At 41.3% G+C, this 23,946-nt stretch carries 19 protein-coding genes and 1 pseudogene; 8 read left to right on the forward strand and 12 right to left on the reverse strand.

The genetic code is table 11. The features are described 5' to 3' along the window. Positions 1-3,225 carry a carbamoyl-phosphate synthase large subunit gene (gene carB / locus ACGF7G_RS00330; RefSeq protein ID WP_387462794.1) on the forward strand — a complete coding sequence of 1,075 codons (3,225 nt, stop codon included), beginning with the start codon at positions 1-3 and terminating at the stop codon, positions 3,223-3,225. 97 nt (positions 3,226-3,322) lie between these two features. On the opposite strand, the gene ACGF7G_RS00335 is transcribed toward carB, so the two are convergent. Then, positions 3,323-3,937, reverse strand: a complete 615-nt coding sequence (locus tag ACGF7G_RS00335) for a LysE family translocator (RefSeq protein ID WP_387462795.1) — start codon at positions 3,935-3,937, stop codon at positions 3,323-3,325. Positions 3,938-4,115: 178 nt separating this feature from the next. Here ACGF7G_RS00335 and folA point away from each other — a divergent pair, with 178 nt between their 5' ends. Beyond that, a complete protein-coding gene (folA, locus tag ACGF7G_RS00340) occupies positions 4,116-4,601 on the forward strand; it encodes a type 3 dihydrofolate reductase (RefSeq protein WP_387462796.1) in 486 nt (161 codons plus the stop codon). Positions 4,602-4,645: 44 nt separating this feature from the next. Here folA and apaH read toward each other — a convergent pair whose 3' ends face one another. The 6 genes from apaH to lptD all read right to left on the reverse strand — a co-directional run bounded on the left by apaH (position 4,646) and on the right by lptD (position 11,351). Continuing rightward, positions 4,646-5,473, reverse strand: coding sequence for a bis(5'-nucleosyl)-tetraphosphatase (symmetrical) ApaH (apaH, locus tag ACGF7G_RS00345; protein WP_021326147.1), 828 nt, complete (start codon positions 5,471-5,473; stop codon positions 4,646-4,648). A 2-nt stretch (positions 5,474-5,475) separates the two neighbouring features. Further along, complete coding sequence (gene apaG, locus ACGF7G_RS00350) at positions 5,476-5,853, reverse strand: Co2+/Mg2+ efflux protein ApaG (protein WP_133813689.1); 378 nt, start codon at positions 5,851-5,853, stop codon at positions 5,476-5,478. Positions 5,854-5,865: 12 nt separating this feature from the next. Beyond that, a complete protein-coding gene (gene rsmA, locus ACGF7G_RS00355; RefSeq protein ID WP_387462797.1) occupies positions 5,866-6,684 on the reverse strand; it encodes a 16S rRNA (adenine(1518)-N(6)/adenine(1519)-N(6))-dimethyltransferase RsmA in 819 nt (272 codons plus the stop codon). After that, positions 6,677-7,669, reverse strand: a complete 993-nt coding sequence (pdxA, locus tag ACGF7G_RS00360; RefSeq protein WP_207627278.1) for a 4-hydroxythreonine-4-phosphate dehydrogenase PdxA — start codon at positions 7,667-7,669, stop codon at positions 6,677-6,679. Before pdxA ends, rsmA begins: the two co-directional genes overlap by 8 nt. Next, positions 7,656-8,957, reverse strand: a complete 1,302-nt coding sequence (surA, locus tag ACGF7G_RS00365) for a peptidylprolyl isomerase SurA (RefSeq protein ID WP_387462798.1) — start codon at positions 8,955-8,957, stop codon at positions 7,656-7,658. Before surA ends, pdxA begins: the two co-directional genes overlap by 14 nt. Before the next feature lie 69 nt (positions 8,958-9,026). After that, on the reverse strand, positions 9,027-11,351 hold the full coding sequence (lptD, locus tag ACGF7G_RS00370) for an LPS assembly protein LptD (RefSeq protein ID WP_387462800.1): 2,325 nt from the start codon (positions 11,349-11,351) through the stop codon (positions 9,027-9,029). Positions 11,352-11,534: 183 nt separating this feature from the next. Here lptD and djlA point away from each other — a divergent pair, with 183 nt between their 5' ends. The 6 genes from djlA to waaB all read left to right on the forward strand — a co-directional run bounded on the left by djlA (position 11,535) and on the right by waaB (position 16,543). Further along, positions 11,535-12,356 carry a co-chaperone DjlA gene (gene djlA, locus ACGF7G_RS00375; protein ID WP_133813694.1) on the forward strand — a complete coding sequence of 274 codons (822 nt, stop codon included), beginning with the start codon at positions 11,535-11,537 and terminating at the stop codon, positions 12,354-12,356. Positions 12,357-12,807: 451 nt separating this feature from the next. Next, positions 12,808-13,017, forward strand: coding sequence for a hypothetical protein (locus ACGF7G_RS00380; protein ID WP_387462802.1), 210 nt, complete (start codon positions 12,808-12,810; stop codon positions 13,015-13,017). Positions 13,018-13,294: 277 nt separating this feature from the next. After that, a complete protein-coding gene (locus ACGF7G_RS00385; RefSeq protein WP_387462803.1) occupies positions 13,295-13,939 on the forward strand; it encodes a hypothetical protein in 645 nt (214 codons plus the stop codon). Next, positions 13,932-14,678: a hypothetical protein gene (locus ACGF7G_RS00390; protein WP_387462805.1), complete on the forward strand. Its 747-nt coding sequence runs from the start codon at positions 13,932-13,934 to the stop codon at positions 14,676-14,678. Before ACGF7G_RS00385 ends, ACGF7G_RS00390 begins: the two co-directional genes overlap by 8 nt. A 1-nt stretch (position 14,679) precedes the next feature. Continuing rightward, positions 14,680-15,459 carry a PIG-L family deacetylase gene (locus tag ACGF7G_RS00395; protein ID WP_387462806.1) on the forward strand — a complete coding sequence of 260 codons (780 nt, stop codon included), beginning with the start codon at positions 14,680-14,682 and terminating at the stop codon, positions 15,457-15,459. Between the two features lie 10 nt (positions 15,460-15,469). Beyond that, positions 15,470-16,543: a lipopolysaccharide 1,6-galactosyltransferase gene (waaB, locus tag ACGF7G_RS00400; RefSeq protein ID WP_387462807.1), complete on the forward strand. Its 1,074-nt coding sequence runs from the start codon at positions 15,470-15,472 to the stop codon at positions 16,541-16,543. 230 nt (positions 16,544-16,773) lie between these two features. On the opposite strand, the gene rluA is transcribed toward waaB, so the two are convergent. From rluA to ACGF7G_RS00425, 5 genes and pseudogenes are all read right to left on the reverse strand, one after another. Continuing rightward, complete coding sequence (gene rluA / locus ACGF7G_RS00405; protein WP_387462808.1) at positions 16,774-17,424, reverse strand: bifunctional tRNA pseudouridine(32) synthase/23S rRNA pseudouridine(746) synthase RluA; 651 nt, start codon at positions 17,422-17,424, stop codon at positions 16,774-16,776. A 96-nt stretch (positions 17,425-17,520) separates the two neighbouring features. After that, the gene (gene rapA, locus ACGF7G_RS00410; RefSeq protein ID WP_387462809.1) at positions 17,521-20,427 is read right to left on the reverse strand and encodes an RNA polymerase-associated protein RapA; all 2,907 of its coding nucleotides are present in this window, start codon (positions 20,425-20,427) and stop codon (positions 17,521-17,523) included. A 194-nt stretch (positions 20,428-20,621) separates the two neighbouring features. Then, positions 20,622-20,855: pseudogene (locus tag ACGF7G_RS00415) on the reverse strand (hypothetical protein); the annotation flags it as partial. A gap of 632 nt (positions 20,856-21,487) precedes the next feature. Further along, the gene (locus ACGF7G_RS00420) at positions 21,488-22,405 is read right to left on the reverse strand and encodes an AEC family transporter (protein WP_387462811.1); all 918 of its coding nucleotides are present in this window, start codon (positions 22,403-22,405) and stop codon (positions 21,488-21,490) included. A 12-nt stretch (positions 22,406-22,417) separates the two neighbouring features. Further along, positions 22,418-23,422: a TauD/TfdA family dioxygenase gene (locus tag ACGF7G_RS00425; RefSeq protein ID WP_387462812.1), complete on the reverse strand. Its 1,005-nt coding sequence runs from the start codon at positions 23,420-23,422 to the stop codon at positions 22,418-22,420. Positions 23,423-23,946: the final 524 nt, after the last annotated feature.

A 23,946-nucleotide genomic window follows, 5' to 3' on the forward strand; every position in this document is an offset into this window, starting at 1 on the left:
ATGGCAAAACGTACTGATATTAAAAGTATCCTGATCTTGGGTGCTGGCCCAATTGTTATCGGCCAGGCTTGTGAGTTCGACTACTCAGGTGCACAGGCTTGTAAAGCGTTACGGGAAGAAGGTTATCGTGTTGTGCTGGTGAACTCAAACCCTGCCACCATCATGACTGATCCAGACATGGCGGATGCCACTTATATTGAGCCGATCCACTGGGAAGTGGTACGTAAAATCATTGAAAAAGAGCGTCCTGATGCGGTTTTGCCAACCATGGGTGGACAAACTGCGCTGAACTGTGCGTTGGAACTGGAACGTCAGGGGGTTTTGAAAGAATTTGGCGTGACGATGATTGGTGCCACCGCAGATGCGATTGACAAAGCGGAAGATCGTCGCCGTTTCGATATAGCAATGAAAAAGATAGGCTTGGAAACCCCACGTTCTGGTATCGCCCATTCGATGGAAGAAGCGCTGGCCATCGCAGATAAAGTCGGTTTTCCTTGTATTATCCGTCCTTCCTTTACTATGGGAGGAAGTGGTGGCGGTATTGCCTATAACCGCGAAGAATTTGAAGAAATTTGTGAACGTGGTTTAGATCTTTCGCCAACCAACGAGCTATTGATTGATGAATCTTTGATTGGCTGGAAAGAGTATGAAATGGAGGTGGTGCGTGATAAAAATGATAACTGCATCATCGTCTGCTCAATTGAAAACTTCGATGCTATGGGGATTCACACTGGCGATTCCATCACCGTCGCACCGGCACAAACGCTGACCGATAAAGAGTATCAAATCATGCGTAACGCTTCGATGGCGGTACTGCGTGAAATCGGTGTGGAAACCGGAGGTTCTAACGTACAGTTCGCGGTGAACCCAAAAAATGGTCGTTTGGTTATCATCGAAATGAACCCACGCGTTTCCCGCTCTTCTGCGTTGGCTTCGAAAGCGACAGGCTTCCCGATTGCCAAAATTGCCGCCAAATTAGCGGTAGGTTATACCCTTGATGAACTGATGAATGATATCACTGGTGGCCGCACGCCGGCTTCCTTTGAACCTTCAATTGATTACGTAGTGACTAAAATTCCTCGTTTCAATTTCGAGAAATTTGCCGGTGCCAATGATCGCCTGACAACTCAGATGAAATCTGTTGGTGAGGTGATGGCGATTGGCCGTACTCAGCAGGAGTCCATGCAAAAAGCATTGCGTGGTTTGGAAGTGGGAGCAACTGGCTTTGATCCGAAAGTTAGTCTGGATGATCCACAGGCATTGACCAAAATACGCCGTGAATTGAAAGATGCTGGTGCGGAGCGTATCTGGTATATCGCCGATGCTTTCCGTGCCGGTATGTCGGTTGATGGTGTTTTCAATCTGACTGATATTGACCGCTGGTTCTTGGTGCAAATTGAAGAATTGGTGCGACTGGAAGAGCAAGTAGCTGAACAGGGAATTAACAGCCTGACTGTCGATTTCCTGCGTCATTTGAAACGCAAAGGTTTTGCTGACGCGCGTTTGGCGAACTTAGTCGGTGTGGCGGAAAAAGAGATCCGCAAGCTGCGTCACAAATATAATCTGTATCCGGTTTACAAACGGGTTGATACCTGTGCGGCAGAATTTGCGACCGATACCGCATACATGTATTCCACTTATGAAGATGAGTGTGAAGCCAATCCGAATAGCGACAAGCCAAAAATCATGGTATTGGGCGGTGGTCCTAACCGTATTGGACAAGGGATCGAGTTTGACTACTGTTGTGTTCATGCATCACTGGCACTGCGTGAAGATGGTTATGAAACCATCATGGTGAACTGTAACCCGGAAACAGTTTCGACAGATTATGATACTTCGGATCGCCTCTATTTCGAACCGGTTACTTTGGAAGATGTGCTTGAAATTGTGCGTGTTGAGCAGCCAAAAGGGGTGATTGTTCAATATGGCGGGCAGACCCCACTGAAATTGGCCCGTGAGCTGGAAATCGCAGGTGTGCCAATTATTGGGACCAGTCCGGATGCGATTGATCGTGCTGAAGATCGTGAACGTTTCAAACAGGCGGTCAATCGTCTTGGCCTGAAACAACCAGAAAATGCCACTGTGGCGACGATTGAACGAGCGGTTGAGAAAGGGAATGCGTTAGGTTATCCGCTGGTAGTTCGTCCATCTTATGTTCTGGGCGGCCGTGCGATGGAAATCGTATATGACGAAGCTGACTTGCGTCGTTACTTCCAGACGGCGGTCAGTGTATCTAATGATGCTCCGGTACTGCTTGATCGTTTCCTTGATGATGCAATAGAAGTGGATGTTGATGCTATCTGTGACGGTGAACGCGTGCTGATTGGTGGCATTATGGAACATATTGAGCAGGCAGGTGTTCACTCTGGTGATTCCGCCTGTTCACTGCCGGCTTACACATTGAGTCAGGAAATTCAGGATGTCATGCGCCAGCAGGTAGAAAAACTGGCGTTTGAATTGTGTGTCCGTGGTTTGATGAATGTTCAGTTTGCAGTTAAGAACGACGAGGTTTACCTGATTGAAGTCAACCCTCGTGCGGCCCGTACTGTACCATTTGTTTCTAAAGCTACAGGTTTGCCACTGGCGAAAGTTGCAGCTCGAGTGATGGTGGGTCAGTCTCTGACAGAGCAGGGCACAACTCAGGAGATCATCCCGCCATACTACTCGGTGAAAGAGGTTGTACTGCCTTTCGACAAATTCCCGGGTGTGGATCCGATTCTTGGGCCTGAAATGCGCTCAACCGGGGAAGTGATGGGCGTTGGCCGTACTTTTGCAGAAGCTTTCTCAAAAGCACTGTTGGGATGTAACTCCAGAATGCAACAGAGTGGCAGAGCTCTTTTGTCGGTGCGTGATGGTGATAAAGGCCGGGTCGTAGATTTGGCTGCTAAGTTGCTGAAACAGGGCTTTGAATTGGATGCGACTCACGGTACGGCAGTTGTACTAGGTGAAGCAGGTATCAATCCTCGCTTGGTGAACAAAGTTCATGAAGGGCGTCCGCATATTCAAGATAGAATCAAAAATGGTGAGTATAGCTATATTGTGAACACCACTGCGGGTCGTCAGGCGATTGAGGATTCCAAGCTTATTCGCCGTAGTGCACTACAATATAAAGTGCATTATGACACCACATTGAATGGTGGTTTTGCTACAACAATGGCACAGAGCGCAGATCCAACCGAGCAGGTGACCTCTGTACAGGAAATGCATGCGGAGATTAATAGCTAGTCCGTATTCTGATTAATTGAAGTAATAAAAAGGTGCGCTCGATTAAGCGCACTTTTTTATGTTCATTGAAAACCTAAAGGGAGGGAATGAACTCCTGTTATCCCAGAGCCACTTTGACACCTAAGCCAATCAAAACAACGCCAAGCAGTTTATCAATAATCTTTTGGGATTTAACTAATCCGCAGCGAACTGGTGCACTCTGGATCAATATTACCAATAATGGCCAATAGATGGCCGACAGACTCCAAATAATAAAGGCATACCATAATTTCTCATCAACACCCGAATTGACGTTTAGTACCTGAGTAAATATTGCCAGGAAGAATAAGGTTGCTTTTGGATTCAGCAGATTACATAGAAATCCTTGCATAAACGCTTTTTTAAAAGTGACAATTTGTCGTGTTTGATCATCAAGAGTGACGGTATTTCCTCCGCGGGAAAGCAGGCTATTGATCCCGATCCAAATAAGATAAGCCGCTCCGGCATATTTCATCAGATTAAACAGCCACGGAGTGGTGGTGATAAGAATAGCCAGCCCGGCGACGCAATAAGTCATATGACAGGCGATAGCGGCAATTAATCCCATTACCGTCATCATTGCGGCAGAGCGTTGATAACGTATGGCATTTTTGACTACCAGAAAGAAATCGGGACCAGGAGAGAGCATGCCCAAAGTTGAGATGGTGATGACGAGCAGCGATGTTTCCAGCATAATGTACCCTATAGTTAATATTAGATTTGTTATTATTTTGATCAATAAATGTCTTAAACAACAAATCAAGTATAAATGAATTTTTTGCACTTAAGAAAGTGTTGATCCTATCGACTGGGTACATCCCTTTCCGTATAGTGTCACCAATTTTTATACTATTTGCCTATAAGGTGACTCAATGAATATCAGCTTGATCGCTGCTTTAGCTATGGATCGGGTTATCGGCATGGAGAATGCAATGCCGTGGCATTTGCCGGGGGATTTGGCCTGGTTTAAACGTAATACATTGAATAAACCAGTCATTATGGGACGAGTAACTTATGAATCCATAGGTCGCCCATTGCCGGGGCGGCTCAATATTGTATTGAGTAATCAACCGGGTAATGATGAACGTGTAACCTGGGTAAGTTCAGTTGATGAAGCACTGGCAGTAGCTGGTGATACAGAAGAGATTATGGTGATGGGGGGCGGCAAAATTTATGACCAGTTCATCTCGCTGGCTAGCCGTATGTACCTAACCCATATTGATGCAGAAGTGATAGGTGATACTCATTTCCCTGATTATGAGCCAGATGAGTGGGATTCTGAATTTACTGAATACCATGATGCAGATGAATCAAATTCTCACAGCTACTGTTTTGAGATTCTACAACGTCGTACCTAATTGATAAAACACGCCGATGAACTTTCTTCACGGCGTGTCTGGCTTTAGTGCTGTTTTACGGCTGACAGGGATGGCTGTGTAAAATATTGCTTATCTTCCCAACGTAACATTGTTAGCTCACCTCCCCAGCAGCAACCTGTATCCAATGCATAAAATCTTTCTGATGTTCCCTGACCTTCCAGTGATGCCCAGTGACCGAAAACAATAGAGTATTCTGCTGAGATCTGCTGTGGCAGCTCAAACCAGGGCTTTAACGGCGCGGGAGCACTTTCGGGTTTATCTTTGCAAAGCATATCCAACTGACCATTTGGAAAACAGTAACGCATACGTGTTAATGCATTGGTACTGAAACGTAAGCGTGCCAGCCCAGAAAGTTCCGGTGACCAGTTATTCGGCATATCCCCATACATTGAATTGAGAAACAGGGGATAGCTGCTACTATTGAGCATGACTTCAACTTCGCCAGCGCATATTTTAGCTGTTTCCAGATCCCATTGGGGCGTAATACCCGCATGGGTCATGACCAGTTTCAGATCATCATCGCACTGTAATAGCGGTTGTTTGCGTAGCCAATTAATTAATTCGTCTGCATCTGGAGCGGACAGTAATTCATTAATTTTATCTTTCGGTTTATTGCGACTGATCCCGGCATAAACGCCTAATAAATGAAGATCATGATTGCCTAATACTATTTTTGCGGCTGAACCTAATTGCTTAACATACCGCAAAACTTCAAGAGAATCCGGGCCACGGGCAACTAAATCTCCAGTCAACCATAATGTATCTTTTTGAGGATCAAAATTGGCTTTAGTTAATAAAGTTCGTAATTCATGATAGCAGCCATGAATATCACCGATCAGATAGGTAGACATAATTAATTAATCAGCGTTGGGATAGCCAGACGGAAAACCGGAATGGCAACGCGGAATGGATCACCATTGTGATCGACCATTTCATAATGGCCTTCCATCGTGCCTAAAGGCGTTTCCAATATAGCGCCACTGGTGTAACGGTATTCTGTACCTGGCAGGATTATTGGTTGCTCACCAACAACGCCTTCCCCCTGCACTTCAGTCTGGTGACCATCGCTGTTGGTAATTAGCCAATAACGGTTGATTAACTGAACCGGTTCGCGCCCAAGATTACGGATAGTGATTGTATAGGCAAAAACGAAACGCTGTTGCTCGGGATACGATTGGCTCTCGACATAAACACTTTGTACCTGAATAGAAACTCTGGGCGCATTAATCATGGTTGACTCCTGTTATGACTGCATTTCAGCTTGTGCCGATAACCAGTTTGCCATTTTGCAGTATTGCTCAACAGAAATATTCTCTGCACGTGTACCTGGGTCGATACCCAGTTCTATGAGCTGTTCTACAGTAAAAAGGTCACCGAGGCTATTACGGATAGTTTTACGCCGTTGGTTGAAAGCCTGAGTTGTGATCCGACTCAGCATACGAATATTTTTGACCGGGTGAGGTATGCTTTTGTGCGGTATCAGACGTACAATTGCTGAATCGACTTTAGGTGCGGGAGTAAATGCGGTTGGCGGTACTTCCAGCACAGGGATAACCTGACAATAATATTGGGCCATGACACTCAAACGTCCGAAAGCTTTGCTGCCGGGGCCGGCTACCAAGCGGTTTACTACCTCTTTTTGCAGCATAAAATGCATATCAGCAATAGCATCAGTATAGCTGAAAAGGTGAAACATTAATGGCGTGGAAATATTGTAAGGTAAATTACCAAAAACCCGCAGCGGCAACTCTCTTTGCTGAGACAATTCACTAAAATTAACGGTCATTGCATCTTGCTGGATAATGGTCAGCTTATCTTTTAATTGCGGATGAACTTGTAGACGTGCGGCTAAATCGCGGTCGAGCTCAACCACAGTCATTTTATCCATGCGCTCACCAACCGGTTCTGTCAATGCACCAAGACCGGGGCCAATTTCCAGTACGGCCTGGCCCGGTTGTGGATTGATAGCGGTAACAATACTGTCAATGACAAACTGATCGGTTAAAAAGTTTTGCCCAAAGCGTTTACGGGCAAAATGCCCTTGGTGGACTCTATTATTCATTACTGTTTTGTATCATTTTAATTGCTAAATTCAATGCGGTGATAAAACTTCCCACATCAGCTTGACCTGTGCCAGCCAGTTCCAATGCTGTGCCATGATCGACAGAAGTACGGATAAACGGCAGGCCCAACGTAATATTCACTGCTCTGCCAAAACCTTGGTATTTTAACACGGGTAATCCCTGATCGTGATACATCGAGAGAACGGCGTCTGCATGTTGAAGATATTTAGGTTGGAACAGGGTATCTGCCGGCAGAGGCCCCTCTAATACGAAACCTTCTGCTCTCAGGCTTTCTAACACGGGAATAATGACATCGATCTCTTCCCGCCCCATATGGCCGCCTTCTCCTGCATGGGGATTCAGGCCACAAACATAAATACAGGGTTTTGCCAGGCCAAACTTTGTTTTTAAGTCATGGTTAAGGATCGTGATAACTTCCCGCAGGCTATCAGAAGTGATGGATTTTGGCACATCAACAATGGGCAGATGAGTTGTTGCCAGAGCAACCCGAAGTTCCTCTGTTGCAAGCATCATGACAACCCGTTGACACCCACTGCGATCAGCAAAGAATTCAGTATGGCCGATAAAAGGCACGCCGGCGTCATTGATATTCCCTTTATGAACCGGCCCTGTGACTAACGCTGAAAACTCTCCATTCAGGCAACCGTCACAGGCTCTTGCCAGAGTTTCAGTCACATATCTACCGTTTTCCTGCATCAACTCGCCGGCGATTGCCGGTACATGAAGAGGAACTGGCAGTATAGTCAACGTTCCGGCAGCCTGGGGTTCGGGTGTTTTATCTGGCGAATATTCCAATAATTGCAAAGGTAAATTGAGTTGTCTGGCCCTGCCCAGAAGCAAATTGGGGTCTGCGCAGGCGACCAACTGTATTGGCCAGCTTTGTTGAGCAAGAACGACAGTCAAATCAGGCCCAACCCCGGCTGGTTCGCCGGGGGTGATAACAATAGGTTTATTGTTGTGCATCGCTGCCATCTAAAATTTTCACATAAGCTGAGGCGCGTTGTTCCTGCATCCAGCTTTGTGCTTCTTCGGTGAATTTACGGTTGAATAACATACGGTAAGCACGATCTTTCTGAGCGACATCTGTTCTATCGACTTTGCGGGTGTCCAGCAATTGAATCAGATGCCAGCCAAAAGAGGAATGAACCGGTTGGCTGATTTCACCTTTATTCAGTCGCATTAACGCGTCACGGAAAGCCGGATCATAGATATCAGGGGTTGTCCAGCCGAGATCACCACCACGCAGGGCTGAACCGGGATCTTCTGAAAACGCTTTCGCGGCGTCAGCGAAATCCGTTTTTCCGCTGCGAATATTACCGGCGATTTGCTGCAACTTAGTGCGTGCCTGATCATCGGTCATGACAGGTGAAGTTTTCAGTAGAATATGACGGGCATGAACTTCAGTGACTGCGATTGTCGCATTACCGCCACGGATATCATTGACTTTAAGAATATGGAAACCCACACCGGAGCGGATTGGGCCAACGATGGCACCTTTCGGGGCTGATTGCAGCTGTTCGGCAAACAGGGTTGGCAGTTCCTGAAGCTTGCTCCAACCGATATTACCGCCTTTCAGGGCTTGTGGATCAGCGGAATAAGCGATAGCCAGTTTACCGAAGTCAACGCCATGCTTAAGTTCAGACATAATTTTCTGTACTACAGCCGTGGCTTTTTCCATTTGTGCCTGGTCAGGGTTTTCTGGTAATGGGATCAGAATGTGGCTGATATTCAGTTCAGTATCATAGGCATTCTGGTTGCCAATTTGTTTCACTAAGGCGTCAATTTCCTGAGGCAGAATGGTGACACGACGGCGAACTTCATTGTTGCGCACTTCTGCGATTATCATCTCTTTACGGATCTGACTACGATAAGTATCGAAATTCATTCCGTCAGCAGCGATACGGAGTTTCATCTGATCCACGGTTATGTGGTTCTGGGCTGCAATATTTGCAATTGTGGAATCCAGCGCTTGATCAGGAATGGTAATCCCCATCTGCTTTGCCATTTGTAGCAGGATATTATCCATAATCAGACGCTCAAGGATCTGACGATGCAGCATTTTCTCGTCCGGTATTTGCTGGTTTGCGCGTTGCGCATCCAGTTTAACCGAGTGTAAGAGGCTGCTGATGTCACTTTCCAGTACTACCCCGTTATTAACAACCGCAGCGATTTTATCCATTTGCTGAGGTGCAGCGAAGGCAGTACTCACTGAAAACATCAATCCGAGAATGAGAGTTCTCCAATTCTTCATACTTTTCCCATCATATGTAGGTTCCGCGATAGCGGACTTATATTGTTTAATATCAAAGCGTTATTAGCATCAGAATGCACGCTGGTATGGCATGATGCCAGACTGCAACATTTTCTGGCTACCCAGACTATGATTGTTACTTAAGCCTCGGAGTTCAAAGTTAAATGACCATTTGTTGTCAAATTCACTATTGTTGTCTTTCCAACCCACGATTTTACGCTCATAACCGACGTTAACCGCCCAGCAACAAGTGTTGTATTGCAAGCCCACTAACTGACTTGCAGGTTGCTGCTCTTTGGTATCATAGTAGTAAGCGCCGACCAAAGCCCAGCGATCACTCAACGGCCAGCTTGCAACCAGACCAAGTTGAGAAATACCTTGCTGGAAAGCGGGGGCATTTTTAGCTGTGGCCTGGATATAATCTCGGTCAACAAAACGATAGTTCAACTGCACAAGCCGGTCTGCATCACGGCGATATTCCAGTACTGTATTCCCCATCGTTACGCTGCCCAGACGAGTATCGTACTGCATACCGCCTTTCAAACCCCAGGAATCATTAATTCGCCAGTAAGTATCACCAGCCCAGGTCATCATACCTGTTCTGTCTTTACTGTTAATGATATTTTCCTCACCGGTGCGCGGACGTTCAAAATAATAGATTTGACCTAACGACAAGTTAAAACGTTCAACCAAACTCTCATCATAAATGCGAGTAGTGAGGCCAGTAGTCACTTGATTAGCAGATGAAATGCGATCCAGGCCACCATAAAAGCGTTCACGGAACAGGCCAGTATAGTCAGTTTGCAGTAAAGATGAATCGAAGTTATTGATATTAGCCTGATTTTTGTATGGCACGTACAGATACTGAATCTGTGGTTCTAACGTTTGGGTGTAATCGCTGTTCAGGTATGTTGAACGCTCAAACACCATTTTGGCCTCACTTTTGAACTGCGGCAGAACCCGGTTAACCGACTCTTTATATTCAGCATTTTCAAGAGCCTTGGGAATATCCTGCTGATAATGAGTCGCCATCAGCTTAACTTCATTATTTATACTGGCCCAGCCATTGGAAAGTGGCAGGTTAATGGAGGGTTCCAGATGCCAACGGGTTGCTTCCGGATTATCTTTACCTACACTGGTAAATTTTACCGCCTGACCATAGACCTTAAGATCAAATGGCCCCAGATCGTTTTTGTAATAGTTCAGATCTAACTGTGGTTCAGCTCTGTAGGCTTTTCTATTGGTATCTTTAGAAAAAATCTGGAATTGTTTAGTCGATAAGGTGGCATTCCAGCTTTGTTGAGCATATCCCATGCTGAATTTCTGTGTGGCATAGCCGTCGGTGGTAGAACCATATTGAGAACTAAAATCAGAAAAGTATTCAGGGTCACTGACTTTGGTATAATCGATATTAAAGCGCCATACCTGATTCATCACACCATTGTGTCCCCAGTAAAATAACCAGCGATTATCACTCTCTCTGGCGGTGCGTGTTCTTGCATTTTTATCTTTGATATACTGATCGTCATTATTCAGCCAGTCGAACGCAAGTGTACCTATACCTGCTTTCGTTAAGTAACGGAACTCATTATCCAGTTTTAAACCACGTTTACTCATATAATGCGGCGTAATCGTGGCATCATAATTCGGTGCAATATTCCAGTAATAGGGCAAAAGAAATTCAAAGCCATCATTTTTGGAATAGCTGGCGTTAGGAATAAGGAAACCGGAGCGGCGTTTAGTACCGATCGGTAATTGCAGATACGGACTATAAAATACCGGAACATTCGCCACTCTGAAACGGGCGTTCCATATTTCAGCCACTTCTTCTTCACGGTCGAGAATGACTTCGGAGCCAATAACGCTCCAGCTATCATTACCAGGCAGGCAGGAAGTAAAAGAACCATTATCCAGAATGGCATAGCGGTTTTCACCACGCAGTTTCATTTTATCTGCGATGCCGCGTCCCTGACGCCCGACCATCTGATAATCGCTTTGATCCATATCTGTATCTTTATTATTTAAATTAGACCAGGCGCGTGGACCTTTCAGAATAATTTGGGGGTCGTCATAATGAACATTGCCCGTTGCAGTAACAGTCCTTAGCGGAACTTCATCTTCTGTCTGATCAAGTTGTACCTTATCAGCGGTCAGCGTTTTATTACCCTGTTTAATATGGACATTACCGCTGAACTTAGCAGAACGCGGATAATCTGTGCGTGAATCATCTGCCAGGATATTGACAGGAAGTTGATTTAGATCACCATTAATTATTGGCTGATCGTAAATAGGTATACCCAGCATACATTGTGCTGCGAGATCAGCATGTACATGCTGACTATAAAGTGCGGCCCATACCATTGTGGCCAGCAAAGTTGGATAACATTTCTTCATAGATATTTATGCGGTTCCGTCATCAGTGGCGTTATGCCGGCAAACCTCAAGAGACTAACGCACTCAATGAATATGCGCTAGTGTAAAGTCATGCCTTTATTTATCTTGCCGTTAGGCACGGAGCTGAATGAATAGTATGATAATGCAAAACTACACTCAGAGCATTGATGAATTGAGGAGTATATGCATTATTGGGGAAAATTGCTTGGACTGATCTTTGGTGTCATGTCTGGAGCAGGCTTCTGGGGTATTGTCATTGGCCTGTTTATTGGTCATCTGTTTGATAGGGCCAGTGTACGGAGAAACCAAGGTTTTTTTGCGGATAATCAGTCCCGCCAGATGCTGTTTTTCAGCAGTACCTTTCAGGTGATGGGGCATATTACTAAATCAAAAGGACGGGTGACCGAAACAGACATCCAGCTTGCCAGCCAGTTAATGGACCGAATGCAACTTCACGGGCAAGCAAGGACTGCGGCACAGCATGCTTTTCGTGAAGGTAAAGAGCTGAATTTTCCTTTGCGTGAGACACTCAGACAATTGCGTCGTGCTTGCTTTGGCCGATCTGACTTAATTCGGATGTTTTTGGAGATTCAGTTACAGGCTGCATTTTCTGATGGTCAGCTGCATCCAAATGAAAGGAACGTGCTGTTTATCATTGCTGATGAACTTAGGATCTCCCGTAGCCAGTTTGAACAATTTCTTGCCATGATGGAAGGTGGCCGCAATTTCGGTGGTGGAGGAGAGTGGCAGCAACAGCAGTATGGCAGCTACCAGAGAGCCGCTCAGGGGCCAACACTGGCGGACGCTTGTAAGGTGCTGGGTGTGCGTGAAAGTGATGACGTGACAACAATTAAACGAGCCTATCGTAAACTGATGAGTGAGCACCATCCTGATAAGCTGGTGGCAAAAGGTTTACCACCGGAAATGATGGAGATTGCTAAACAAAAAGCCCAGTCAATTCAAGCTGCTTATGATCTGATTAAAAAAGAGAAAGGTTTTAAATGAATCCTATTTTCTTTTTAAAAACATCCTATTAACATATGGGGGAATAAAATCCCCTATTGTTATTGAGTTTATTTTTCATTCCTCTAGAATATTAGAAAAATTTATATTTTTTACTTTCAATTAAAAAGGAATGCAAAAAATGGCAAATATCCGTATTCTCGTAGGTTATTTTGGCTTGGCCTTGTGCCTAATATTAGCTTCATTGAATTCGGTTACCGTATTTGTCTAGTGGCTTGCTCTCCCCACTAAATCACCCGTGATTATCGTGGGCGCTTCTTAATAACCCCAATTAACAGGTGCTAATCGCTTTCGTTGCAGTTCCTGCGCTGACAGCCCTATGGTCTTGCATGATTGGGGGAAACTTAAATTTAACTTCTCAGAATAAATAATTGCATTTTTTGCTCCTGTTGGATCTTTAAATCATGATACAGATCATAAAATAAAATATTTCATGATTCATATACTAGAAAATAAATACAATATTATTACACGTCCCGGATTACAATGTGCACCGTTAGCCCATAAAAAATTTGGAACTTATCCCGATGGTGCTGTTCGGGTTAGTATTGATACGTCGCATACAATGGAAGATATTTTAAAAATAAAATCAGCCTTAGCTAAAATCACTGAGGAAAGTTATGAAGGAAGTACTTATAATTAATGAGAATCGTTCAGACAACTTAGGCGATTTAGCGATCAGCGAAGCTGCGAGTAAAATATTTAAAGCTCATAGTCTTAATGTTAAAACACAAAGGATTTGCTACTGACAAACGGCCAAGTGATCACTAGGGAAATAAATTTTATATTTCTTTCAAAAGAATGAAAATATGTCATTAATCACTATTGGTAAAGAATACAATGATATAACTTCAGAAATATGTGAGTTTATAAGGAAGTATTATAAATTTGATTAACAATAATAGCATATGAGAATATATATGAATATTCCTAACAAGAATGATAATTATCTAATCGATTTAATTAATGGTAAGTCGAATTATATACATATTGATAGAAACGGATATTTTAACAATACAAAGATAGACTGGAAAAATTCTATAATTTTATCTGGTTCTTTCAATCCACTTCATAAAGGACATGAAGAATTAAAAGAAATCGCTACAGAAATGACTAAAAGAAAACCATATTATGAACTGTCAATCAAGAATGCGGTAAAACTTACAATTTCAACTGATGAAATTTTCAAGAGGATAAGGCAATTCAAAGGAAAAGGTGATGTTATTTTAAGTGATGCTAAATTTTTTATTGAAAAATCACATATTTATCAAGGGGCAATTTTCGTCATTGGAGCTGATTTATGTCAAGAAATTAATAACCCTGTTTATTATGGAGGTGAAGAGGAATTAAAAAAATCTCTTATGAAAATTAAGAGTAATGATTGTAGGTTTCTTGTGGCTGGACGTTTTTTTAATAATAGATATCATACAGTTAATGATTTGGTAAATATTAGAAATGAACACCGTTTTTTATTTGAATCTATTCCGGAAAATTTATTTCGCTTAGATATATCATCAACGGAAATAAGGTTAATGAACAAAGAACAGGAGATAGATCATGAGTAAAGAAAATAATAAAAAATTGCTGGATAGCAAAATTAATTTAAATTCAACATATTTAACTAAAGAGATTCAGAGAAGATTAAAGCAAGCGTCATTTATATTTAATCCAAGCCATACAACTTTGAATTCCCAGCTAAGTAGTTCACAAATTAAATTATTTTCTGAGATATGTGTGTTTTTGGAACGGGAAGACAACTTAGATATCCTTGCTTCTTGCATACATGATCTATGGTGTGCAAAATATTTAATCGACAATAAAACGGCTATACAAGATTCAATAACAAAACTTGAAATTGAGTACAACTTGCAAATCAATTTTTTAAAACCTTATCAAGCATTCACTGAAAAAGAGAAGAAGTTTGAGAAAAGGTTAATAAAGAGCGATTTAAGTATTATATCAGAAGTAATAGAAAATCTTTATTTATACGATGATAATATCGTATCTGATAATTTTAATTATGAAATTCTAATTTCTACAAACGATGCTATTTTTTCAGATTTAATGACAATATTAGGCCACAGTGACAGCATAATAGAAGTTGCAGCAAAAAAAATCCATGCTAGCTGGTTTGATATAATGAAAGAATTTTATGCCCATGATGAAAGAGTTCAATTCCAAGAAAAGCCAAACATTAACAACTCAGATTTTATAAAAAACAGGGATGGGATACGTATTGATCTAGCAGCTATTTATATAGTACTAATGGAAATAAAATATAACAGCCTTTGCATGGAGATTTGAAATGATTCATTTATTTCTATCACCCCATTTAGATGATGTAGCCTTAAGTGCTGGTGGTTTAATATATAAATTAATTTCAGAAAATCAAAAAGTGGTTATTTTAACATTTTTTACTGAGCATGACCAATATCTTACATCTCATTATTTAGACTCTGTAAATAATGATAATATGAATTCATTTACGAAACTTTATTCAAAGCGAGTTAATGAGGATATCGCTTTTTGCAAAAAATCATCAGCTATTCCAATACATGGTAAAATTTTAGATTGTATTTACAGAGTCGATCAATGCGGTGAGCCTATATATAAGCATTCTGCCATGATTTATAGTGGTCTGGTACATAAATCAGACTACGCATCTGATATGGCTGAAGATCTTATCAACAAAACATTGTCAAATTATCAACCTGATTATATATATGCCCCTTTAGGTATAGGTCGACATGTAGATCACATCATAATAAACAATCTGGCATATAACATAAAAGGTTCACGTAATTTTAAAATATTACTTTATGAAGACTTTCCCTATGTTTTAGGTAAATATCCTACTATTAACCCAGATAGTTTGGAAAGTGCTTTATTAAGAAATAACAAATTTGATAAGAATGCCATATTGGTGGATATTGATTTAAAAGAAAAAATGCAAAATATCCTCTTTTATGAGTCTCAATTAGAACCTCTGTTTGATAACAAATCAAATCTTTCAATCTCATTGAAAGAATATCATCACTCTATTAGTAAAACCCAAATCCAAGAACGTTTTTGGTTAATTAAGTAAAGGATTCATAATGAAAAAAATATTTATAATATACCATGATCTCTTCTTGAATGGATATGGCGGAGTAGAAACTGTATGTTCAAATTTAATAGATTTGATTAACCGTGCCAACATTGAAATTAATTTCATTTTCATATCCCTAAATAAGATAAACAGAATTGAAAACCGTACTTGGTTATCTCATGCTCAGCATATCTCCTTGGCATCAAGCAGTGACGAATCTCACCAAGATATTGCATGTGAATTGTCCTTGATATTAGAAAGACTCCACCCCGAGATTCTAATAAGTTTAGACACTACATCCTGCAATATTGCTCGACTTTCTTGTAAAAAAATTAATTTCCCGGTAAGAACTTACTCTTGGCTGCATACCTCCATTAGGGATCCTACCTTACAGAAAATTAAAGATTTGTGCTGTGCTGACGAGCACATTGTAATTAGTTCTGGTTTAAGAGACCAAATGTTATCCTTTGGGATAAAAAGAGAGAAACTTCATCTTATTTTCAACCCTATCAAAATGAACTCTTTTATAATTTCTCAACCTAAAAATATAGCTAGATTCTTATATGTTGGAAGAATTCTTGCCTACAAGTCAAAAAATCTAACTGAACTATTTTTAGCTCTTTCCCAATTGTATGGTCATTGGGAGTTACATATGATAGGTTCCGGTGATGATGAGGATTATTTAAAAGAATTATCTTCACAACTTAATATAAATAACAATATTATTTGGCACGGTTGGAAAGATCAGCCTTGGGAATTTGTTATGGATAGTATAAAAGAAGTGTCAGCTTTTATTTTAACATCAAAATATGAAGGTTTTGGTATGGTATTAGCGGAAGCAATATCTTATGGTATCTATTGTATAAGTTCAGATTGTAAGTGTGGTCCAAACGATATTATCAATGATTTAAATGGTGAACTTTATGAATCAGGTAGTATTCTTGAGTTGTCTAAAAAATTACAACTCATTATTGATGAATATAAAACAAGAGATCATCATGCAATAAAAAATTCTATTGCCTTTCTTTACGAAGATAATTTCCTGTTAAGAATTACTAAAGCTTTATCCCTCCACCGATAAATATCTCATGTCGTAAAATATTATGAAAGGTGACTTGTTTCCACCGCTAAGTCACCCGTGACTCTGGCGGAGACTTCTTATGACTCCTATTAGCACAGCGGCTAATCGCTTTCGTTGCAATCCCTGCGCTGACAGCCCTATGGATTGTTAGCTATCCATCTCCCCTAATCCTAAAAGTTCGTTTCACGCTCAATGAGAATTTAGGGGGGAGAATTCCGCAGTTTTATTAATTAAAAATCGGCTTTACATTGAAAATGCATTGGGGTTCCATAGGCCGGATGGGTGATATGGAGCTCTTGTGCATGTAATTGCAGGCGAGGTGACATTGCTCTTGCCTGCTGATGGGCGTAAAACCGATCTCCCAGAATAGGGTGCTCAAGTGCCAGCATGTGTACCCTAAGCTGATGTGAACGACCTGTTATCGGTGAGAGTTTTACCCGGGTCGCTTCATTTTCATAAGCGAGTACTTCGTATTCAGTTTGAGCTGATTTTCCGGTTTCAAAACAAACTTTCTGCTTTGGTCGGTTCGGCCAGTCACAAATTAATGGTAGATCGACAATGCCGGTTTCTGGTTCCATATGTCCCCAAACCCGTGCAATATAGGTTTTTTTCGGTTCCCGTTCACGGAACTGGCGTTTCAATTCACGCTCCGCATCTTTGATCAATGCAACCACCATTACGCCGCTGGTTGCCATATCCAGCCGGTGAACAGACTCTGCTGTCGGAAACTGCTGCTGTATCCGCGTCATAATACTGTCTTTATGTTCTTCTGCCCGGCCAGGAACAGAGAGTAGCCCACTGGGTTTATTAACCACAATGATGTGTTGATCCTGATAGAGCACATGTAACCAGGGGTCGGTGGGAGGGTTATAAGCTTCCATTGAGGCTCCGGTAGCAGAATATCAAGGGAGGCACAGGAATGGAGGGCTTGGTGAGAAACACCCCATCCCGGTCTAGCCTCTGGGTATTGCTAATACTTACTGGTGTGTAACAACAACAAGGCGGATAGCATCCAGACGCCAGCTTGCCTGATTCAGGTTAAGCAGTAACTGTTGGCGATTAGATTCAATCGCTTCCAACTCATCATCACGAATATTCGGATTGACGGCTTTAAGTGCTTCCAGGCGGGAAAGCTCAACGGTGAGTTTTTCATCAGCTTCATGTTTCGCTTGTTCAATCAATGATTGAGCCTGAGTTTCTATCAAACCTTCTGCCTGTTGTAAAATAGCGTGAACTTCTTTTTGTACCGCATTAACCAGTTTACTCGCAGTATGACGATTAACTGCATTAAGCTGGCGGTTAAAGCTTTCAAATTCCACCTGACCAGCCAGATTGTTGCCTTTCAAATCCATCAGTACCCGCAATGGGGTTGGCGGCAGGAAACGGGTCAATTGCAGATGTTTTGGCGCTTGTGCTTCAACCACATAAATCAGCTCTACCAGCAAGGTTCCAACGGGTAAGGCTTTATTTTTCAAAAGAGAGACAGCACAGCTGCCGGTGTCACCGGAAAGGATCAGATCCAACCCATTACGGATAATCGGGTGTTCCCAACTGATAAACTGGGCATCTTCACGGGACAGTGCTTGTTCACGATCGAATGTGATAGTACAGCCATCTTGTGGCAGCCCTGGGAAATCCGGAACCAACATATGATCGGAGGGTGTCAACACTATCATGTTGTCGCTGCGATCTTCCTGATTGATACCAACGATATCAAACAAGTTGAGAGAGAAATTCACCAGTTCAGTATCATTATCATACTTTGCAATTTGTTCTGCTAACTGTAAGCCATGTTCTCCGCCATTGGAGTTCATTTCCAGCAGTCGGTCGCGGCCTTGCTCCAGTTGTGATTTGAGCTGCTCATGTTGTTGGCGGCATTGTTCAATAAATTCACCAAATTTATCCTGTTCATTCGGTTTGGCAAGATAGTTCAGCAGAGTTTCATAATAGTTATCGTAGATAGTACGGCCAGTTGGGCAGGTGTGTTCGAATGCATCCAGACCTTCGTGATACCACCGGATCAGAACGGCCTGTGCGGTATTTTCCAGATAGGGCACACTGATTTGGATATCACGGCTTTGGCCGATACGATCCAGACGTCCGATACGTTGTTCCAATAAATCCGGGTTGAATGGCAAATCGAACATGACTAACTGGTTGGCGAACTGGAAGTTACGGCCTTCTGAGCCAATTTCGGAGCACAGCAACACCTGTGCCCCCCCTTCTTCAGAAGCAAAGTAGGCTGCGGCGCGGTCACGTTCAACCAGTGATAATCCTTCATGGAAAACGGCACCGCGAATGCCTTCGCGTTCACGCAGTACCTGTTCCAGGTGCAGAGCTGTGGTCGCTTTAGCACAAATTACCAGCACTTTTTCATCACGGTTTGCCGTCAGGAAACCCAGCAGCCATTCTACGCGGGGATCAAAATTCCACCATGTGGCATTTTCGCCTTCAAACTCCTGATAAATCTGCTCTGGGTAAAGCATATCCCTTGCGCGTGATTCCAGCGATTTTTTAGCGCCCATAATATCGGAGACTTTAATGGCTGTTTGATATTGAGTTGGCAGAGGTAATTTAATCTGGTGCAGTTCCCGATGAGGAAAGCCTTTCACGCCATTACGGGTATTACGGAACAGAATACGGCTGGTGCCGTGGCGATCCATCAGCATGGAAATCAGTTCACGGCGTGCGATTTCACTTTCATCACTATTACTGTTGGCGGCTTTCAGCAAAGGCTCAATGTCCTGCTCACTAATCAGCTCACCCATCAGATTTAATTGATTATTGTTAAGTTGTTCACCCGATAACAGCAGAGTTACAGCATCAGCAACTGGGCGGTAGTTTTGTTGTTCGTCAATAAAAGCCTGATAATCATGAAAACGGCTTGGATCAAGCAGACGCAGGCGGGCAAAATGGCTCTCCTGCCCTAACTGCTCTGGTGTGGCGGTTAGTAGCAGTACACCAGGGATCTGTTCAGCTAATTCTTCAATAACTTGGTATTCACGACTGGGTGCATCTTCACTCCAGGCCAGGTGGTGAGCTTCATCCACCACCATCAGATCCCAATTAGCTTCAAGCATATGCTCAAAACGTTGTTTATTACGGCGGACAAAATCCAGTGAACAAAGTATCAATTGTTCTGTTTCAAATGGATTATCGCTGTCATGTCGGGCTTCGGTATAGCGGCTGTCATCAAACAGGGCAAAACGCAGATTGAAACGGCGCAGCATCTCTACCAGCCATTGGTGTTGAAGACTGTCTGGCACAATAACCAGAACACGTTCAGCGCGACCTGCCAGCAGTTGCTGGTGGATGATCATCCCGGCTTCAATGGTTTTACCCAAGCCGACTTCATCAGCCAACAATACCCTTGGAGCGTGGCGTTTGCCGACTTCATTCGCGATATGAAGCTGATGGGGGATCAGGCTCGCGCGGATACCCCGCAGACCACTTTCAGCCAGTTTAAATTGTTCACTTTGATATTTGCGAGCGCGAAAGCGCAAGGCAAAGCGATCCATGCGGTCAATCTGACCGGCAAACAAGCGATCCTGTGGCTTGTTGAAGGTGAGTTTGCTGTCGAGGAACACTTCGCGCAGACTGACATTTTCTTCTAGAGTATCAAGACGTGTACCTGTATAAATAATCAGGCCATTTTCTTGCTGGACTTCATCCACTTTGAGTTGCCAGCCTTCATGGCTGGTGACAACATCCCCCGAGTTAAACATAACGCGGGTAATAGGAGAATCATTGCGGGCGTAAAGGCGGTTTTCACCGCTGGCAGGAAAAAGCAAAGTGACCATTCGTGCGTCCAATGCAACAACGGTTCCTAATCCAAGTTCGCTTTCTGTATCGCTGATCCAGCGTTGACCGAGGGTAAATGGCATAAATTTTGACTCAGTTTCTGTTAGATAAATGTTATTTATAGGTGAAGGACGACAGCTTTTATTTGATCTAACGAAGATAATGGGCAGATAGCAAGATGCTCACAAATCGCCTGATCACTCGTTAAAGGGGCGATATGTTAATGGAAGCAAAGCCGGTCGTCACCTGTAAAAAATAGTAATCAACCAAATAGTATTTAACCAAAAGGCATGATCAACTGTCCGGTGAGCAAAGTTATAAAATCATCCTGTAAAAATGGCAGGATAGCATCAGCGATACGGTCCAATCGTTTACGGTAGATTAGTTTATCACCAAATTTTCCTTTTAGGGTACTGGTAACATAACTACGAATAAACGCCTGATAAGACTGTTCAAGAAAAACCAGTGCATACAGTTGCTTCTGAAAATCCTGAGCCAGAGGTGTCTGGTCAGCATAGAGTAATGTTGATAGATAAAACGTCTGAGACTGGTGCAATCGTGTTCGAAAGGCACCCAATCCTGCTCATCAAAAACATCGGAGATAATAAATGCAGTGCGTTCCCTGACTTGTTTCAGGTAGTCATCGAGGGAAAGGGTTTCTCTCAGTACAGGCAAGTATAATCCCTCACTTACGCAATTAAAACCCAACAACTTGAAATATCAAATTTAGAAGAATCAGACATAACCATTCGCTAATAAATAACCTTCCTAAAATTTATCATTATTTATTCAACATTTTATAAAAACGAAAAAATATAATTGTGAAATATGTTTACATGTAAGAAATTATATTATTAAGAGATTAAATTTTTTATGTGAAAATAATCTTTGGGCTTTAAATGTTGGCTTTACAAGAACAGCATAATAATAAATCATTAATAAGAATTTAATATGTATAGTTTAATTTCTTGATTATTTAAATATTAATGAAATTAGGCGGATGGATTATTTATTTGTGGTGATATTTATAATATCTTGAGTTACTTTTAATTTATCCATAGTAATAGAATAATATAAAACGTATTGCATTTATTTTTAGCAATACGTTTTTAATATTATTTGGCTTTATTCTTATACGTATTTCTATAATTTTACACTGCCAAGAATTAAAGTGACAGTAATGATGGATAATAACGTAGTCCATGTGATAATAGATGCCATTGCTTCATGGTCGCCTCCCATTTGTCTAGCTAATATATAAGCATTACCAGCACAAGGTACTGCGGAATATAGAATAGCAATGTTTGCAGGAACGCCTGATGCACCTAAGTATTTAATTATTAATATGGTTATCAATGGCATTACAAGCAATTTGAGTATTGTTGCGTAGGAGATCGAAAGTATCTTTCTTATATGCATGTTAATGATCAACCCCGCTCCTACAGACATTAGGCTTAATGGTGTCGCTGCATTCGATAAATAGACGAAAAGTTGCTTAATTGGACCGGTAATATGAATATTAAAAAAGTTTAGTAACACACCAATGATAGCACCAATAATTAGCGGATTTTTGGCTAAAGCAAGAATAGCACCACTGAGGCTCTTTTTACTTCCACTGCCATAATGATTCATTACCAATACACTCATAATATTAGTAATAATTATCATATAGGCTACGAAAAATCCAGATAATGCAACCCCGTCACTGCCGAATAGTGATTGTGAAAGTGCGATAAAAACATATGAATTATATCTAACTCCACCTTGAAAGATAGAGGTAAATAGAGCAGGAGTAGTATTAAAGAAAAATCTGCCAGTAAAAATAACAATAGCAATGATGATTGTTGAACTTATCGTTGATACTATTGGGTAGAAGTTATTAGAGCCAGAGAAATTAGCTTCGCTAATATCTAAGATTAATAAAGTAGGAAAAAAGAGATAGTAAACAAATTTATCAGAAAAGTGCCAGAAATTAGAAACGTCTTTTATGTATTTCTTGGATAAGAAACCAAGAGTAATTAGCATGAATATGGGCAGAATTGAAAAGAAAACATTTAACATCTGAAGTTCCTTCTAAATAGAGAAAACTCTGTGTTCAATTTGGTTTAAATATCTATGATTCCAAAGATTTGATGAGATAAATACACGTTGCAACCAACGTAATGGCGTTCCTATATTGTCGAATGTTGGAGAAAATTTATCTCTTGAATGCAAAGTAAATCTGTTATCGATATATAATAAATCACCTGGGTTAATATGTATTCCTACCGAATTTTCTTTAATCAAACTATAGAATTTTTCCAAAGCAACTTCAGCTTTTGCTGTACTGGCTGCTATCATACCAGGATAAAATACAGCGCTAATGTCGGGTAATATATGATTTTCTGATATAAGTGAAACGAGGTGGGTTTCTTCTTTTCCAATCAATGTGGATTGTCTCCAGCGGTAAGGCAATTTAATACTGTACAATGGTGCAGCTAATGTTTCTATATCCTCTTTTTCTAATTGAGCAATGGATAGACGTGAATCGGATATTCGTGTCAGAGGGCCATTGGGATCATGCCTGATTCCTGTAAGTAGCAAGCCGAGTGGTGAAACATTATATTGTTCAAAATGCTTTAAAGCTGCATTTTCAATATGAAAGTCAAGTTCAACATCAAACCCTAAACCCGTATATTCGCTTTTTGATTCATGAGTCGGAATAAGGTTATTAATTAATTCTTTACCTTCAAAAAACATCGAATATGGCTCACCGATGAGTGACGCTATGCCGGTTAAAATATTTTCACTAATATTTCCTGATTTTGCTGATGGGGTATATTGGTTTGGTGATGGAGAGAAAAATATTTCACAATCTATTGGAACATTCTTTAAAATTATGTATGGCCGAGGATTTATAGATGCCCGCTGTTTATTTAGCGCTGATATTATCCTTATAGGTAAAAAAGACATCATTGCGGATCTTACTGCATGAATATATGAATCACTCCCGGTAGGATCGTAATCAATTTTGTTTAATGCTAAAAAGAGGTCATGTTTTTCTTGCATGGTTAATTGAAATAAATTCTGATAATCCATTCATCATTCTCTTTGAAAAATAATAATGTTAAATAACCTCAAAAGAAGAAATATGTTACATTTATTATTCGGTTTTAAAACTAAAATTAACAGATAGTGTGATGTTCATCACCTTAAAAAATGATTGCGTTTAATTGTTTTTTTGAACTATTAGGATGCAATAGAAACCCTCTTTATGATAAGGAATGATTTCGGTAACGTGATCGTCTAAAAATCAATTTAAATAGAGTGATGTACCTATGTTCGTTAATAGACAGGTCGATTAGGAAGTATAGGCAATTTAGTACCCATTCTAATTCCAAGCTAAGGATAGCTTCAATAATTACCTTTTTTACATTATTTTGATAAGGCATGATTTAACACCGTTAAAATAATAAAAAATTCTCTTAAATTCGAAATTAAACAAACGAAAACATGAGAGCAAAATTTTTCACATAGGTTGTTGGTGATATCCATGAGATTATCTCATATGTGATAAAACCGTCATTTTTAATTTGTAATAACAAAAGTTGAATTTCGGGGTT

This window comes from Photorhabdus sp. RM323S, from assembly GCF_042879375.1.
Lineage (GTDB): Bacteria > Pseudomonadota > Gammaproteobacteria > Enterobacterales > Enterobacteriaceae > Photorhabdus > Photorhabdus tasmaniensis.